This is a genomic window from Falsochrobactrum ovis, from assembly GCF_003259955.1.
Classification (GTDB): Bacteria; Pseudomonadota; Alphaproteobacteria; order Rhizobiales; family Rhizobiaceae; genus Brucella; species Brucella ovis_A.
The window spans coordinates 132,791-147,207 of sequence record NZ_QLMK01000001.1 but is presented as its reverse complement, the minus strand read 5'-3'; the positions used below and the strand labels follow the sequence as shown (position 1 = coordinate 147,207).

Below are 14,417 nucleotides of genomic sequence, written 5' to 3'. Positions count from 1 at the left end.
GTAACAATTTCGGGAATTGGGTGATATGAACGACGATCCTTCAAAAAAGCGTTTAGGCCGGGGGTTGGCCGCTTTAATCGGTGATATTGATCGGCCGGTGGAAGAACGCTCAGCCCCAATTCAAAGTGAACGAAATATCCCTATCGAATTTGTAACGCGAAATCCTCGCAACCCACGTCGGATGTTTTCCGAGGTGGAATTGGAAGATCTTGCGCAGTCGATTAAAGAGCACGGAGTGGTGCAGCCCATTGTGGTGCGCCCCGCGCCGGGAAATCCAGATCATTATGAGCTCATTGCGGGTGAGCGCCGTTGGCGTGCATCGCAGCGGGCTGGGGTTGCCACTATTCCGGTTATCATTCGTGATGTTGATGACCGAGTTGCGCTGGAAATTGCGATTATCGAGAATGTTCAGCGAGCCGACCTGAATGCGATTGAAGAAGCGGCGGGTTATCAGCAGTTGATCGATAGTTATGATTATACTCAGAATGATCTTGCGCAAGTGATAGGAAAGAGCCGCAGCCATGTGGCTAACACATTACGATTGCTGAAACTTCCGCAACGGGTGCAAGATTTTATTTCCGATGGAGCGCTATCGGCCGGTCACGCACGCACTCTTATTACTGCCGAAGACCCGGTTGCTTTGGCAGAACGGGTTGTGAATGAAGGCATGTCGGTTCGCCAGGTGGAAGCGCTTGTTCAGGCGCAGCTGCGTGGCGAAACAGAACAAAAGGCTGGCAAATCTGGTCCGGTGGAGAAAGATGCAGACACGAAAGCGTTGGAAAAATTGCTTTCTGATGTCACTGGCATGAGAGTTGAAATAAACCATCGAGAGCGGGGCGGGGATGTAAAAATCCGCTATAGTTCCCTAGAGCAGCTCGATGAAATCTGCCGCAGATTACAGAGCTAACCCGTTGGATTTAATAGAGTTTTAAGCCCCTTTGCCTGCGCATTGGGGCTTTTTATTATCTTCGATTATTCCTGGCAAGCTCTAGGCTAATAGCCAGCAAAGATTGTCTTATGATAGGAATCGCGAGGGCTGTATTTTGCCGGCTTTCCAGTACCGCTCGTTGCAGGCGCTCCAGAACTCGATTGAGCATCTCTGCATTGCAACGGCTGACCGCATTTTCGATCAGTTTCCTTCTTGTGAAAAAAACCGGCGGGCGAGCAGATGCTACTGCCACAGTTGGAGTTTTTCGTTCATTATCGACCATATGTCGAAGCGTCTGAATTTGTTGGAACTGACGTATGGCGGAATTGAGCAGCAGAAAAGGTGCTGTACCGGATTTTACCACGCGGTCGAATGAAGTCTCAAAACGTTGCAGATCAGCCTGTAGGACGGCAGCAATTACCTCATCGGTCGAGAAAGCAGCGACATCGCCCACTGCTTGGCGCACATCATCTATGTCAATCCGGTCTTTACCGCGCGCAAAGAGACAAAGCTTTTCGAGCTCGCCTTTGGTTGCAAGACGATCACCGCCTAGGCTTGCTCGCAGCAAATGCCGGGCATCCATGGTGATATTGAGCTTCCATTCTGAAAGAACATCATCAATGACGCCATCCAGTCCGCGTGCGTCATCACTATAACAGGGAAGGGCCATGCCCGCGGAGGCATTCTCAACGGCACTGCGCAGTGCCGCACCTTTTTTGAGATCGCCTGCCTCTACCAAAATATAGGTGTCCTGCGGAGGATCGTTGGCGAGAAGTTTAATTGCTTCAGCCAATTTTCTTTGACCGCCAGCATTTTTGATCCAGATAAGGCGCTGCCCACCAAACATTGAGATCGTCCGTGCTTCATCAGCAAGTCGACCGGGATCGGCATCGATCTCCTCAGCTTCCATGCGTATGACGGTGAATGGATCGTCGAGAGGAAGCTTGGTTGCCTGCGCATAACGCCGTGCCCGCTCGCTGACCAAACCTTTGTCCGGGCCATAAAGAAGCACGACCGGAAAGGAGCTTCCCGGACGGTTTATGAACTGATCAACTTCGTGTGCTTTTTTTTGCGCCATTTATCATCTGCGCATTCACGCGCAATCCATTGGTGTCGATATGAATGGCACTGGTTTAACGTAATCTGCCGTCAAACGAAACAGCCGCCAATGGATTGTTGGCGGCTGATTGTTAGTGGTTGGGAAAATTATTCAATGAGAAGGGCGTCATCATCAAGCGTTTGCCCGCGCACTTTGCGGAACATCTCGATTAAATCTTCCACCTCAAGGGTTTTGCGTTTGTCGCCGGTGACGTCGAGCAGAATATTACCGCCATGCAGCATGATAGTGCGGTCGCCATAATCAAGCGCCTGACGCATAGAGTGCGTAACCATAAGCGCTGTAAGATTGTTTTTTGCAATCAGGTCCCGGGTCAATTCCATGACAAATTCGGCCATGCCGGGGTCAAGTGCTGCGGTGTGTTCATCGAGCAGCAAAACTTCTGATCCAGCGAGCGTGGCCATTACCAGAGATACTGCCTGACGCTGTCCGCCAGAAAGCAACTCCATCCGGTCATGCATACGGTTTTCAAGCCCCAGATTAAGACCTGCTATGCGATCGCGAAATTCTGCACGACGACGCGAGCCCAGTGCGGCAGTTAAGCCGCGCCTCTGGCCCCGAGCGGCAGCAAGGGCGAGATTTTCCTCAATGGTCAGCGTGCCGCAGCTTCCGGCGAGTGGGTCTTGGAATACACGCGCTACAAGCCCGGCCCGTTCTGCTGTGGGCTTGCGGGTTACGTCTTGGCCGCTAATGATGACTTTCCCCGCACTTGGGATCACATCCCCTGCAAGAACGCTCAGCAAAGTGGATTTTCCAGCTCCGTTGGAGCCAATCACGGTTACGAAAGAACCACTTTCCATGGTCAGATTGATTTTGTGAAGCACCTGCTTTTCGAGCGGAGTTCCACGACCAAAAATGACATCGAGATTGGAAATTTCAATCATGCCGAGGCTCCTCCGCGGCGCAGGCGCGGCAATATAAGGGCGAAGGTAACGAGCAATGCGGTTGCTATGTTAAGATCAGATGCCTGAAGCCCAACAATGCTGCCATTTGAGAGAGCCAGTTGGATGGCGATGCGATAGATGATCGAGCCTATCACGCAGCCAATCAGAATCACCAAAATGAGGCGGGTTCGTAGCAGTGTTTCGCCGATAATGACCGCGGCAAGTCCCACCACAATTGTGCCAACGCCGGATGTTACGTCGGCAAAGCCATTTGTTTGGGCAAAGAGCGAGCCACCAAGGGCGACCAGAGCATTTGAGATCGCCATTCCCAGATAGATCTGCCGGTCGGTGCGCACGCCCTGTGCGCGTGCCATACGCGGATTAGCGCCGGTTGCACGCATGGCAAGGCCAATATCGCTTTCAAGGAAGCGCCACACCAGCAGAACAGCGATGGCAACCAATATGAAAAGAAATGCCGGTCGGACATAATATTCTGGAATGCCATGGCCATAGAAGGGCGAGAGCATTGTTTCTTGGTTGATCAATGCAATATTTGGCCGACCCATAATGCGCAGATTAACTGAGAACAGCGCAATCATTGTGAGGATCGAGGCCAGAAGATTAAGGATTTTAAACCGGACATTGAGTGTTGCAGTCACTAGTCCCGCTAAAGATCCAGCGGCCATTGCCACGATAGCAGCGAACCATGGATTAAAGCCCGCAAGGATCATGACGCCGGTCACGGCCGCGCCGAGCGGGAAAGAACCGTCCACAGTAAGGTCTGGGAAATCAAGCACGCGAAACGCCAGATAAACGCCAATGGCTACAAATGCGAAGACGAGGCCTAATTCGACCGCTCCCCAAAAGGCGATCTGACTCACAGCGACATTCCTTGTTCTTTGCCGTAACCGAAAATAATGATGCTGTTTTCAGCATGCATTTATTTTCGATCTTGCAGGGTTGAGGCGTCTGCCTATACGCCTGAAGATCGTGTCAATTACGAGCCGTCCAATATTTGAGTTTGCCCCGTTGGCTTTCGCCTTCAGAAACTCCCCCGGTTATACGCAATCACGCAACGTGGCGCGCAACAGGGCGCGCAACATGACGCGCAACATGCGTTACTGATCATAAGTTTTTAGCGATACAGCTCAAAAGTTCATGTCATGCAAGAGCGGGCGAACAAATTTTATCAAAAAGCTGTCTCTGTGGACGTCTGACAACATATGTTTGCTCAACTCGGCTTAAATCTCCCCCCGCGCGCGCCACAATTCCCAAGCAAAGCGCGTTCTGACGCCAAGGTCAAGAAAAGGTCGGGGAGGGAGTTTGGTCGGACTTCCAAGATCCAGCATGTCTTTAATAAGAGGATTATCAACCCCACAGGCCATATCTGCCGCCAGTAGCCCGCCAATCGTGCCTTTGGTGATGCCTACGCCGTTTTGACACAGAGATGTATAGACATTTTTGACCAGACGGCCAAAGCCGGGTGCGCCATTTCGTGAAATGCATATATAGCCGGTCCAGGTGGATTGCATTTCCACTTCGGGCAGCATCGGAAAACGTTCATCAAATAGCTGTTTATGCTCTTTGCTAATTTCTTTGCGGCGTTCATCAGATTGGCGCAGCGAAGGGCAAAAATGCACATTTTGACGTATCAGAATACGGCGATCAGGTGTCAGGCGCATGGTTATGCCGGCGAAGGAATTGGCAGGCGTTAGCCCCCATGGCTCAATGCAACCAATTTCCGCATATTCCTGATGATTTAGCGGACGGCTCAGGCTTGCATGGGCAGCAAAGTTTAACAGTCTTCGATTGAAAAATCCGAATTGTTCACCAAAACCATTGACGGTCAAAATCAGCTGGGCGGCGTCAACACTGCCCGTTTTGGTGGTAGCGTTGATACGCTCTGCATAGTCGATAGCGGTGACGGGAGTATTTTCAAAAAGCGTTACATTTGCAGGCAAATTATCAGCCAGCCCGCGTATCAGCGCTGCGGGATTTAACAAATATGTGCCGTAGGTATAGATCGCTGCTTTGATATGATTGGTGCCCAGCCTTTTGGCCAATTCTTCGCCCTCATACCATATATAAGGCTCCTGCAATTTTTCCATTTCAGCGCGGGTTGGCTCCAGGACTTCGCGAATGCCGTGATCGGTGACTGCACCATGAAATTTACCGCGTTGCTCCCAGTCGCACGCGATATTATAGCGGTCAATTTGTTGCTGGAGATAATCGATCGCCGCACGCGCCAAACCGCGATAGCTATTTGATTTTTCTAATTGCTCCAAAGAGGAGCTGACATTATGTGGCAGATCAATAGCAAAGCCTGCATTGCGTCCTGAAGTTCCGTCGCTAGCCTTTTGTGCATCGAGGATGACAATATGGTCATGGGGCCTATTTTCAGCCAAGCGCCGCGCGGCTGCGAGCCCTGCAAATCCAGCGCCGATAACCAACCAGTCCGCACGGATTTTTCCCTCAAGCGGGGGATTAGGTGTACGCGGTGGGAGATAGCGGGTCCAGCCATTGGTTTTATCATCGTCTGGAAGAATGCCAATTTTTGTCATTAATCTGCTCAAAGTTTTGCGTCCGGCCAGTCCAGGCCGGCTAAATTCTCGCCAATAAAAAAGGGCGGAAGACATGCTCCGCCCTTCCCGTAAATAGTTGATTTAACTATTCAATTTTGCTCGTGGCGCGATCAATCACAGCCTGAGGAAACTCAACGCCCATTTTCTTTGCGGCACCAAGATTGATTACAAGGTCGGTTCCTTTGGCGATTTCAACCGGAATGTCACCGGCTTTTTCACCATTAAGGATTTTTGCAACCACAACACCGGTTTGTTTGCCGACGTCGTAATAATTAAAGCCTAAAGCGGCGAGAGCACCGCGCTTGACCGAATCCGTGTCAGCGGTGAACAGCGGAATCTGGCTTTCTTCAGCGACGCCAACCGCGCTTTCCAGGGCGGAAACGATGGTGTTGTCAGTGGGGACATACATTGCATCGGCGCGACCAACCAATGCGCGAGCGGCACCCTGCACTTCAGCTGATTTGGTTGCAGCCGATTCAACGATTTCGATACCTTCGGCGGAAGCGGCTTGCTTGAGCGCTTCGAGCAGGGAAACCGAGTTGGTTTCACCGGAATTATAAAGATAGCCGAGCTTTTTAATGTCTGGCATCACTTCTTTAATAAAGGCGATATGTTCGACTACCGGGGACATATCGGAAAGTCCGGTGACATTGCCGCCCGGATTTTCCATGGTTTTCACCAATTGTGCGCCCACCGGATCAGAAACAGCCGTGAAAACAATGGGGATATCGCGCGTGGCCGAAACAACCGCCTGTGCAGAAGGGGTTGAAATGGGAACAATCACGTCCGGGCCATCGCCAACGAATTGGCGGGCGATCTGTGCTGCGGTTGCGGGATTACCCTGTGCTGATTGATAAATAAAAGTGAGGTTTTCACCTTCTTTGAAACCAGCTTCCGCCAGCGCGTCCTTAACGCCGTCGCGAGCGGCATCAAGTGCCGGATGTTCCACGATGGCAGTAACGGCAACGGTTACGTCCTTGGCATGTGCCGATGTGGCAATTGCCGTTGCGGCCAATAAGGCCAGAAGCATTGAACGCATGAAAATCTCCCATGTTTTAGCGTATATTGCTTTGTTGGTTAGACCTTAATCCGTGAGTCTGGACACAGGTTTTGACCGACTGGATTCAGGCTTAATCATGTCGGTATAGGCTGTCAATGTGTGGGGTTTCTCAGATAGACGCCTCTATTTTATACTAATCTTCTGTGAAGATTAGCCAAAAGGCACAATAGTCTTTTCATAGCTATTATTCGCAGTCAGTTTTTGTGAAAACCTTCTCTTTTTTGATCCCATTGAAACAGATCTATTTGCCTTCCTTCAGCAGACAGAGAGTATTTAACGGGCAAGGATAGAGAATTTGAAACTATTTATAATAGTCATAAGCACATTTACGTGATGGCAGCATATGCGTTTGGATAATCACAGCTTATCACCGGCCCGCGCTGAGTATTCGAGCCAATATATGCGCGCATTATTACAAGTCGTGCGCGCTCACGGACATGTGATTGTTCTCAACTATAGTTAAGGTTCTATGTAGATAGGTAAAGAACTTGGTCTCGAAAAGCCTACCCTTGTTCAATTCCATATATTGCCAGCAGGTTACGCATGCGTCTGGTGGCTAGCTCTGGTTTATCTAAAACATTTGCCTGATCGGCGAGGCGAAAAATATCTGCATAGTGTAAAATACCGCGAGCGGATTGCATGCCGCCGGGCATGGTGAAATGGTTCTGGTGGCCGTTCAGCCAAGCTAAAAAGACCACGCCAGCCTTATAATATTGTGTCGGGGCTTCAAAGATTTTACGCGACAAAGGCACGGTAGGTTCAATTATCGCTCGGAAACGTTCATTATCGCCATTGGCAAGCGCACTGAGCGCATTGGATGCTTGGGGCGCTACAGCGTCAAAAATGCCCAATAATGCGTGGCTGTGTTTGGTGCCGTCGCCTTCGATCAAGGGCGCATAGTTGAAATCATCCCCCGTGAAGCAAAGCACAGTTTCGGGCAGGCGATTGCGCAGCGCAATTTCATATTGCTCGTCCAGCAATGAAATCTTGATGCCTTCAACCTTGTCCTGATTGTCTTCGATGATAGAAACGACCGTTTCCAGCGCTTCCTTGAATTTTTCCGAGCCCCAATAATTTTTAAGCTGCGGGTCAAACATATCACCAAGCCAGTGCAATACGACTTTTTCGCGCGCATTGGAGAGGATATGGCCATAGACTTTGGCATAATCATCTGGTGAGCGGGCGATGCGCGCAAGCGCGCGGCTTGCCATCAAAATGAAACGTCCGCCGTGTTTTTCAACAAAATCGACTTGAGTTTCGTAAGCTTTGATCACGTCATCAAGGTTTTTTGCATCCAGCGGATCAAGATGATCGGTACCGGCACCGCAGGCAAGATCGGCACCCTCAACGGTTTTGCTTTCTTCAATCGAGCGGCGGATCAGTTCTTGTGCGCTTGTCCAATCAAGCCCCATACCGCGCTGTGAGGTATCCATTGCTTCCGCGATTTTGAAGCCAAGGCCCCAGAGATGATGGCGGAAAGCTAATGTGGCATCCCAATCAAGTGCCGCGCTATTCCATGGAGTGTGGTCAGTTTTCGGATCAGAAACCACATGCGCTGCCGCATAAGCAATACGGTTAAATTTTGGAACGAGTGTGGGGCGTTTCGTTGGGATGCCGGTCAATTGATAGGGTGAAACGCTGCCATCGGCCTGAGGCAGATTCAAAATAAGATTTGATGAAATGGACATAGCGTTCCTCCCGTAACTCTGTGTGCGAAATTAGTTTAGAACGTTCCAAATGGCAAGGGATGTGAAAAATTAGGTCATAAATTTTAAAAAATTAAGAAGTTAAGCGATTGTTTCTTAGTTTTTCGCCCCGCTTTCTTCCGATAGTTTAAGATAAGTGCGGAGTATTGACAAAATTGGAACGTTCCAATTAACTGGACTGAGTTGCTAAAGGGAGAGGTAATGAGTCGGGGAAGGGTCACGGTCATTGATATTGCGCGGGAAGCGGGTGTGTCGAAATCGACCGTCTCGTTGGTTCTGCGTGATAGTCCGTTGGTCCAAGCTGCAACGCGGGAACGGGTGCAGCAGGTCATTGAAAAACTCGGCTATGTTTATAATCGCAGCGCTGCCAATTTGCGCCAATCAAAATCCAAAATCATCGGCCTTGTTGTCAATGATTTGACCAACAGCTTTTTTGCAGAGCTGGCAGTTGGGGTCGATCGGGTTATGCAATCGGCGTCTTATGTGCAGTTTCTTGCCAATACGGCGGAAAGCATTGATCGACAGCGCGAGGTGGTGGCATCCATGCGCGAGCATGGCATTGCCGGGCTTATTATATCGCCAGCGCGGGGTACTGACGCCAATGATCTTAGGCCGCTTGCGAAAAGCGGTCTGCCGGTGGTGCAAATGGTGCGTGATGTGCCCGGCTCCGGCGTATCATCGATTGTTTCTGATAATCGCGGCGGGGTTGCAAAGGCGGTCGAGCATTTGTTTGGTCTTGGGCATAGATGCATCGCTTTCATAGGCGGATATGCAGATACGGCGGTTTTTGCGGAAAGACTGGCCGGTTATCAGCTTGGGCTTGAACAGTCCGGTTTGGATTTTGATGACAAGCTGGTTTTTCATTCATCGCCTTCGCGGGCGGGCGGTGTGGCTGCGCTAGAACGGATGTTATTGTCAGGCGCAAAACCGACTGCGACCGTATGTTTTAATGATGCGGTGGCCTTTGGGGTTTGTGATGGGCTGCGTTCGGTAAAACTTGAGCCGGGCCGGGATTTCGGCGTGGTTGGCTTTGATGATGTGATTGAAGCCAAAACCGCAGTCCCTGCGCTGACAACTATATCGGTCGATCCGCAAAATATGGGCGAGCGGGCCGCACATTTATTGCTCAAGCAAATTAATTCAGAACGGGTGGAGGCAGAGGCGCAGCGTTTATCGGTGCGTCTCGTGGTGCGTGCAAGTTGCGGTGCGCCATCAAAATAGGAGGTCTAGCCATGACCAGATGGGGTCTAATCGGCGCAAGCACGATTGCCAAAGAATGGATGATTGGCGCTATTCGAGCAACGGGCGGCGAAGTGGTATCGGTGATGAGTACCAATGCCGAACGGGGTGAGAAATATGCGCAAGAGAACGCGATTGAACGTTCTGTTACCCAGCTTGATGTGCTTTTGGGTGATCCTGAAATCGATGCGGTTTATATTTCGACGACGAATGAACTGCATCGGGATCAGGTGATTGCTGCAGCACAGGCCGGAAAGCATATATTGTGTGAAAAGCCGCTGGCGCTAAAGCTTGAAGATGCCCATGCAATGCTTAAAGCGGTGCAGGAAGCGGGTGTTGTTGCCGGAACCAATCATCATTTGCGCAATGCTGCCAGTCACAGGGCTATGCGCGATGCAATCCGCGAGGGCAAAATCGGCAAAGTGCTTGGAGCGCGGGTATTTCATGCGGTCTATCTGCCGCCGCATTTGCAAGGTTGGCGTCTTGAACGGCCTGATGCCGGTGGTGGCGTTATTTTGGATATTACGGTGCATGATGCCGATACGCTGCGTTTTGTTTTGGGCGAAAACCCCAGTGAAGCCATTGCTTTTAGCCAGGAAGGCGGGTTGAGCGGCGAGGGGCTGGAAGATGGTGTGATGGGGGTGCTGCGTTTCCCCTCCGGGATAATCGCGCAATTTCATGATGCTTTCACAGCCAAATATGCTGAAACCGGATTTGAAGTGCATGGCAGCGAAGGTTCGCTGATTGCGCGTAATGTTATGACGCAAAAGCCGGTGGGTAGCGTGGTGTTGCGCGATGAAAATGACGAGCACGAACTCAAGCTTGATCAGCGCAATCTCTATGAAACGTCGCTGCAAGCTTTTCATAATGCCATTGCTGGCAAGGGCCAGCCTTCAGCGACGCTGGAAGACGGTATCTGGTCGCTTGCCACTGGTCTTGCGGTTTTAGCATCGACGAAAAGCGGTCAAGCGACCCCGATTAATCCTGGAGTTTAAGCGATGAGTAAGCATATTACCCCGGCGGAAGCGGCTGCACTCATTCCTGACAACGCTGTCGTATCGGTTTCTTCGTCCAGTGGTTTGGGGTGTCCCGACCTGATGTTGAAAGCAATTGGCGAGCGGTTTGAAAAAACTGGTCATCCGCAGAATATCACAACGCTGCATCCAATTGCGGCGGGGGATATGAGCGGCATTAAAGGCGTTGATTACATTGCGAAAAAGGGACTGTTGAAGAAAATTATCGGCGGCTCATATCCTTCTGGACCTTCCAGCGCTGAGCCGCCGCTGATCTGGCAGATGATCACCAATAATGAAATTCCGGCCTATAATATTCCTTCCGGCATTTTGTTCGATATGCATCGTGAGGCTGCTGCCAAGCGACCCGGTGTGTTGACCAAGGTTGGGATGGAAACATTTGTTGATCCTACCCGTCAGGGCTGTGCGATGAATGAGCTGGCTTCCAAGGAGCCGGTGGTTAAGAAGATCAATTTTGAAGGCGAAGACTGGCTTTATTTCCCCAATATTGTGCCGCAAATAGCGATTATCCGTGCCACAACTGCGGATGAGCGCGGCAATCTCACCTATGAGCATGAGGGTGCTTATCTTGGCGGTCTCGATCAGGCGCTGGCTGCGCGCAATAATGGCGGTATTGTCATTGCGCAGGTAAAACGCATTGCTAAGGAAGGCTCGCTGCGCCCGCATGATGTGCGCGTGCCGGGAACGCTGGTCGATTATATTATTGTTGATCCCGAACAAAAGCAGACGACGCAAACGGCGTATGATCCGGCAATTTCTGGTGAGATTATTCGCCCGATTGATACGTTCCGCTTGGCTGAATTCAATATTCAGAAAATGATTGCACGGCGGGTGGCGCAGGAGCTGGAAGCCGGAAGTGCTGTTAATCTGGGCTTTGGGATTTCGGCCAATGTTCCGCGTATTTTGATTGAAGAGGGCCTGCATGGTTCTGTCACTTGGGTGATTGAACAGGGGGCTGTGGGTGGTGTGCCGCTGCTCGATTTTGCCTTTGGTTGTGCGTCAAATGCCGATGGATATATGCCGTCTCCTTATCAATTCACCTATTTCCAAGGTGGTGGCTTTGATGCCTCGCTTTTATCCTTCCTTGAAATAGGGCGCGATGGTTCGGTCAATGTATCGAAACTATCGTTTCGGCCCCATGTGACGGCGGGTGCGGGCGGTTTTGTCGATATTACGGCGCGGGCCAAAAAGATTGTTTTCTCAGGCATGTTTAATGCCGGTGCGAAACTTTCCGTTGCCGATGGCAAGCTGGTGATTGAAAAGGAAGGCAAACTCAAAAAGCTCGTGAATGAAGTTGAGCATGTCACCTTCTCAGGACCGCGCAGTGTGAGCCAGGGCCAAGATATCACCTATGTGACCGAACGTTGTGTGATGAAGCTGACTGCGCAAGGCATTGTCGTGACCGAAATTGCTCCCGGCGTTGATCTGCAAACGCATATTTTGGACCAAGCTGAATTTCCGCTGATCGTTGCCGATGATTTGAAAACTATGGATGCAGCCTTGTTTGGTGAGGAGCCGATCGGGCTTAAACTGCCCCAAAAACCTGCAAGGCGGTTGGAGGCATGAGCGTGACAGAAAGAATTACGGTTACGGTCGAAAACCATGTCGCTTTTATCACCATTAAGCGGCCAGAAAAGCTCAATGCATTTGATATTGAAATGTTGCAGCAGCTTTCAGCCGCCTGTGACCGGGTGGAAGCGGATGCAACTGTGCGGGTGGCAATCCTCACCGGGGAAGGTAAGGCATTTTCAGCCGGTGGCGATATTAAAGCCTGGGGCGGGATGGAACCTTCAGAGTTTGGCCATGCCTGGGTTCGCTATGGGCATCGGGTTTTCGAACGGCTCGCCACTTTGCGCATGCCGCTGATTGCAGCGATGAATGGCCATGCATTGGGCGGCGGGCTTGAACTGGCGGCGGCGGCTGATATTCGCATTGTTGAAGAGCAGGCAAAAATTGGATTGCCGGAAACCTCGCTCGGCATGGTGCCGGGCTGGTCGGGCACGCAGCGTCTGGTTCGGCGTTTTGGCGCGCAGATCGTGCGGCGCATGGTGCTGGGCGGCGAGATGTTTACTGCTCAAGAAGCCTTGTCCCACGGTTTGGTCGATGCGGTTGTGGAAACCGGCACCGTGCTGGAACAAGCACAGGATTATGCAATGCGGGTGGCCAAGCGCGGACCTGCGGCGCTTGAAATTTCTAAATTGATGATTGCCGTTGCCAATGGCGAAGATAATGGAACCGCGGTGGAAGCGCTGGGTTCAATTCTCGTGGCAAAAACAGGTGATCTTAAAGAAGGTGTTAGCGCTTTTAGTGAAAAGCGCGAAGCGGCATTTAAGGGAGAATGGTGATGAGCGTGATCGTAAAACCGCAGCCTTTGGCTGGGCTCGAAATCCGGGATTTCTCCATGCTGATCGACGGCAAATGGGTGACCAGCGCCAATGGCGAGAAGATCGCCCGTGTGGCGCCGGGGCATGATGTTACTGTCAGCCGATATCCAGCTGGTGGCAAGGCCGATGTGGAGCAGGCGATTGCGAGTGCTCGCAAGGCTTTTGATGATGGGCGTTGGACCAGCAAAACCGCTTCGCAACGCTCTCTGGCACTGCTCAAGGCGGCAGATTTGATCGAGGCACGCACGGAAGAGCTTGCCTATCTTGACGCAATTGAGGCGGGAAAGCCGATTGCGCAGGTGCGCGGCGAGATTGCCGGGGCGGTCGATATTTGGCGTTATGCGGCAGCGCTTGCGCGTGATCTGCATGGCGAAAGCTATAATAATCTTGGCGATGGTACGCTGGGCGTGGTTCTGCGCGAGGCAATTGGTGTGGTTTCCATTATCACACCGTGGAATTTCCCGTTCCTGATTGTCAGTCAGAAATTGCCATTTGCGCTGGCGGCGGGTTGCACTACCGTGGTGAAGCCTTCGGAGCTGACTTCTGGTTCGACGCTGGTTCTGGGTGAAATTCTTGCAGAGGCCGGAATCCCCGATGGTGTGGTGAATATTATCACCGGTACTGGCGCGGAAGTGGGCCAGCATATGAGCACCCATCCGGATGTCGATATGGTCTCTTTTACCGGATCAACAGCTGTGGGCCGGTTGACCATGGCCAATGCAGCGCAGACGCTCAAAAAAGTGGCGCTGGAACTTGGTGGCAAAAATCCGCAGATCGTGTTTCCAGATGCCAATCTTGATGAGTTCATAGATGCGGCGGTGTTTGGAGCGTGGTTCAATGCGGGCGAATGCTGCAATGCGGGTTCGCGGCTGATTTTGCATCGTTCGATTGCCGATGAAGTGGTGGCGCGGATTGCTGATTTGTCGAAAAAAGTGGTGATTGGCGATCCACTCAATGATCAGACACAGGTCGGCGCGATCATCTCGCCACAGCATCTTAATAAAATCGGCAACTATGTTGCGGATGCGCAAAAAGCTGGCGCAAAATTAGCGCATGGCGGCGAGGTTCTGGATCTGGGAATGGGCCATTATATGGGGCTGACCGTACTTTCAGACGTCACGCCCGATATGGCGGTCGCGCGCGAGGAAGTGTTTGGCCCGGTGCTTTCGGTGCTGAGTTTCGACACGATTGATGAAGCAATCTCAATTGCCAATCAGGTGGATTATGGCCTTTCGGCAGGGGTTTGGAGCCGCGATTTTGACACATGCATGAGCATTGGCCGCAAAGTGCGCGCCGGTACAATCTGGATGAATACATTTATGGATGGCACGCCGGAATTGCCGTTTGGCGGGTATCGTCAATCGGGGCTTGGGCGCGAACTCGGGCGCCATGCGGTGGAAGATTATACTGAAACCAAAACGCTGAACATGCATCTTGGCGCGCGTAGTGCCTGGTGGATGCCGCAGGCCAAGTAGGAGTGACG

12 protein-coding genes are annotated in these 14,417 nt (G+C 51.5%); 6 read left to right on the top strand and 6 right to left on the bottom strand.

What is annotated here, in order from left to right:
• Positions 1 to 25 precede the first annotated feature (25 nt).
• A complete protein-coding gene (locus C7374_RS00705) occupies positions 26 to 907 on the top strand; it encodes a ParB/RepB/Spo0J family partition protein (protein ID WP_111573696.1) in 882 nt (293 codons plus the stop codon).
• 55 nt (positions 908 to 962) lie between these two features.
• On the opposite strand, the gene holA is transcribed toward C7374_RS00705, so the two are convergent.
• The 6 genes from holA to C7374_RS00675 all read right to left on the bottom strand — a co-directional run bounded on the left by holA (position 963) and on the right by C7374_RS00675 (position 8,259).
• Positions 963 to 2,006, bottom strand: a complete 1,044-nt coding sequence (gene holA, locus C7374_RS00700; protein ID WP_111573695.1) for a DNA polymerase III subunit delta — start codon at positions 2,004 to 2,006, stop codon at positions 963 to 965.
• Positions 2,007 to 2,134: 128 nt separating this feature from the next.
• Entirely contained in the window at positions 2,135 to 2,929 is a 795-nt protein-coding gene (locus tag C7374_RS00695) for an ABC transporter ATP-binding protein (RefSeq protein ID WP_111573694.1), read from the bottom strand.
• Complete coding sequence (locus C7374_RS00690) at positions 2,926 to 3,810, bottom strand: ABC transporter permease (RefSeq protein WP_111573693.1); 885 nt, start codon at positions 3,808 to 3,810, stop codon at positions 2,926 to 2,928. The genes C7374_RS00695 and C7374_RS00690 overlap by 4 nt, the downstream gene beginning before the upstream one ends.
• Positions 3,811 to 4,170: 360 nt before the next feature.
• Entirely contained in the window at positions 4,171 to 5,490 is a 1,320-nt protein-coding gene (locus tag C7374_RS00685) for an NAD(P)/FAD-dependent oxidoreductase (RefSeq protein ID WP_111574225.1), read from the bottom strand.
• Between the two features lie 106 nt (positions 5,491 to 5,596).
• Positions 5,597 to 6,550, bottom strand: coding sequence for an ABC transporter substrate-binding protein (locus C7374_RS00680; protein WP_111573692.1), 954 nt, complete (start codon positions 6,548 to 6,550; stop codon positions 5,597 to 5,599).
• 524 nt (positions 6,551 to 7,074) lie between these two features.
• Positions 7,075 to 8,259, bottom strand: a complete 1,185-nt coding sequence (locus C7374_RS00675) for a dihydrodipicolinate synthase family protein (RefSeq protein ID WP_111573691.1) — start codon at positions 8,257 to 8,259, stop codon at positions 7,075 to 7,077.
• A gap of 219 nt (positions 8,260 to 8,478) precedes the next feature.
• On the opposite strand from C7374_RS00675, the gene C7374_RS00670 reads away from it, so the two are divergent.
• The 5 genes from C7374_RS00670 to C7374_RS00650 are packed head-to-tail and all read left to right on the top strand — an operon-like array spanning position 8,479 to position 14,409.
• The gene (locus tag C7374_RS00670; protein ID WP_111573690.1) at positions 8,479 to 9,498 is read left to right on the top strand and encodes a LacI family DNA-binding transcriptional regulator; all 1,020 of its coding nucleotides are present in this window, start codon (positions 8,479 to 8,481) and stop codon (positions 9,496 to 9,498) included.
• Between the two features lie 11 nt (positions 9,499 to 9,509).
• Positions 9,510 to 10,511 (top strand): Gfo/Idh/MocA family protein, encoded by a 1,002-nt coding sequence (locus tag C7374_RS00665; protein WP_111573689.1) that lies wholly within the window; start codon positions 9,510 to 9,512, stop codon positions 10,509 to 10,511.
• Positions 10,512 to 10,514: 3 nt separating this feature from the next.
• A complete protein-coding gene (locus C7374_RS00660; protein WP_111573688.1) occupies positions 10,515 to 12,116 on the top strand; it encodes an acyl CoA:acetate/3-ketoacid CoA transferase in 1,602 nt (533 codons plus the stop codon).
• Positions 12,113 to 12,895, top strand: coding sequence for an enoyl-CoA hydratase/isomerase family protein (locus C7374_RS00655; protein WP_111573687.1), 783 nt, complete (start codon positions 12,113 to 12,115; stop codon positions 12,893 to 12,895). The genes C7374_RS00660 and C7374_RS00655 overlap by 4 nt, the downstream gene beginning before the upstream one ends.
• Complete coding sequence (locus tag C7374_RS00650) at positions 12,889 to 14,409, top strand: aldehyde dehydrogenase family protein (RefSeq protein WP_111573686.1); 1,521 nt, start codon at positions 12,889 to 12,891, stop codon at positions 14,407 to 14,409. The genes C7374_RS00655 and C7374_RS00650 overlap by 7 nt, the downstream gene beginning before the upstream one ends.
• Positions 14,410 to 14,417 lie beyond the last annotated feature (8 nt).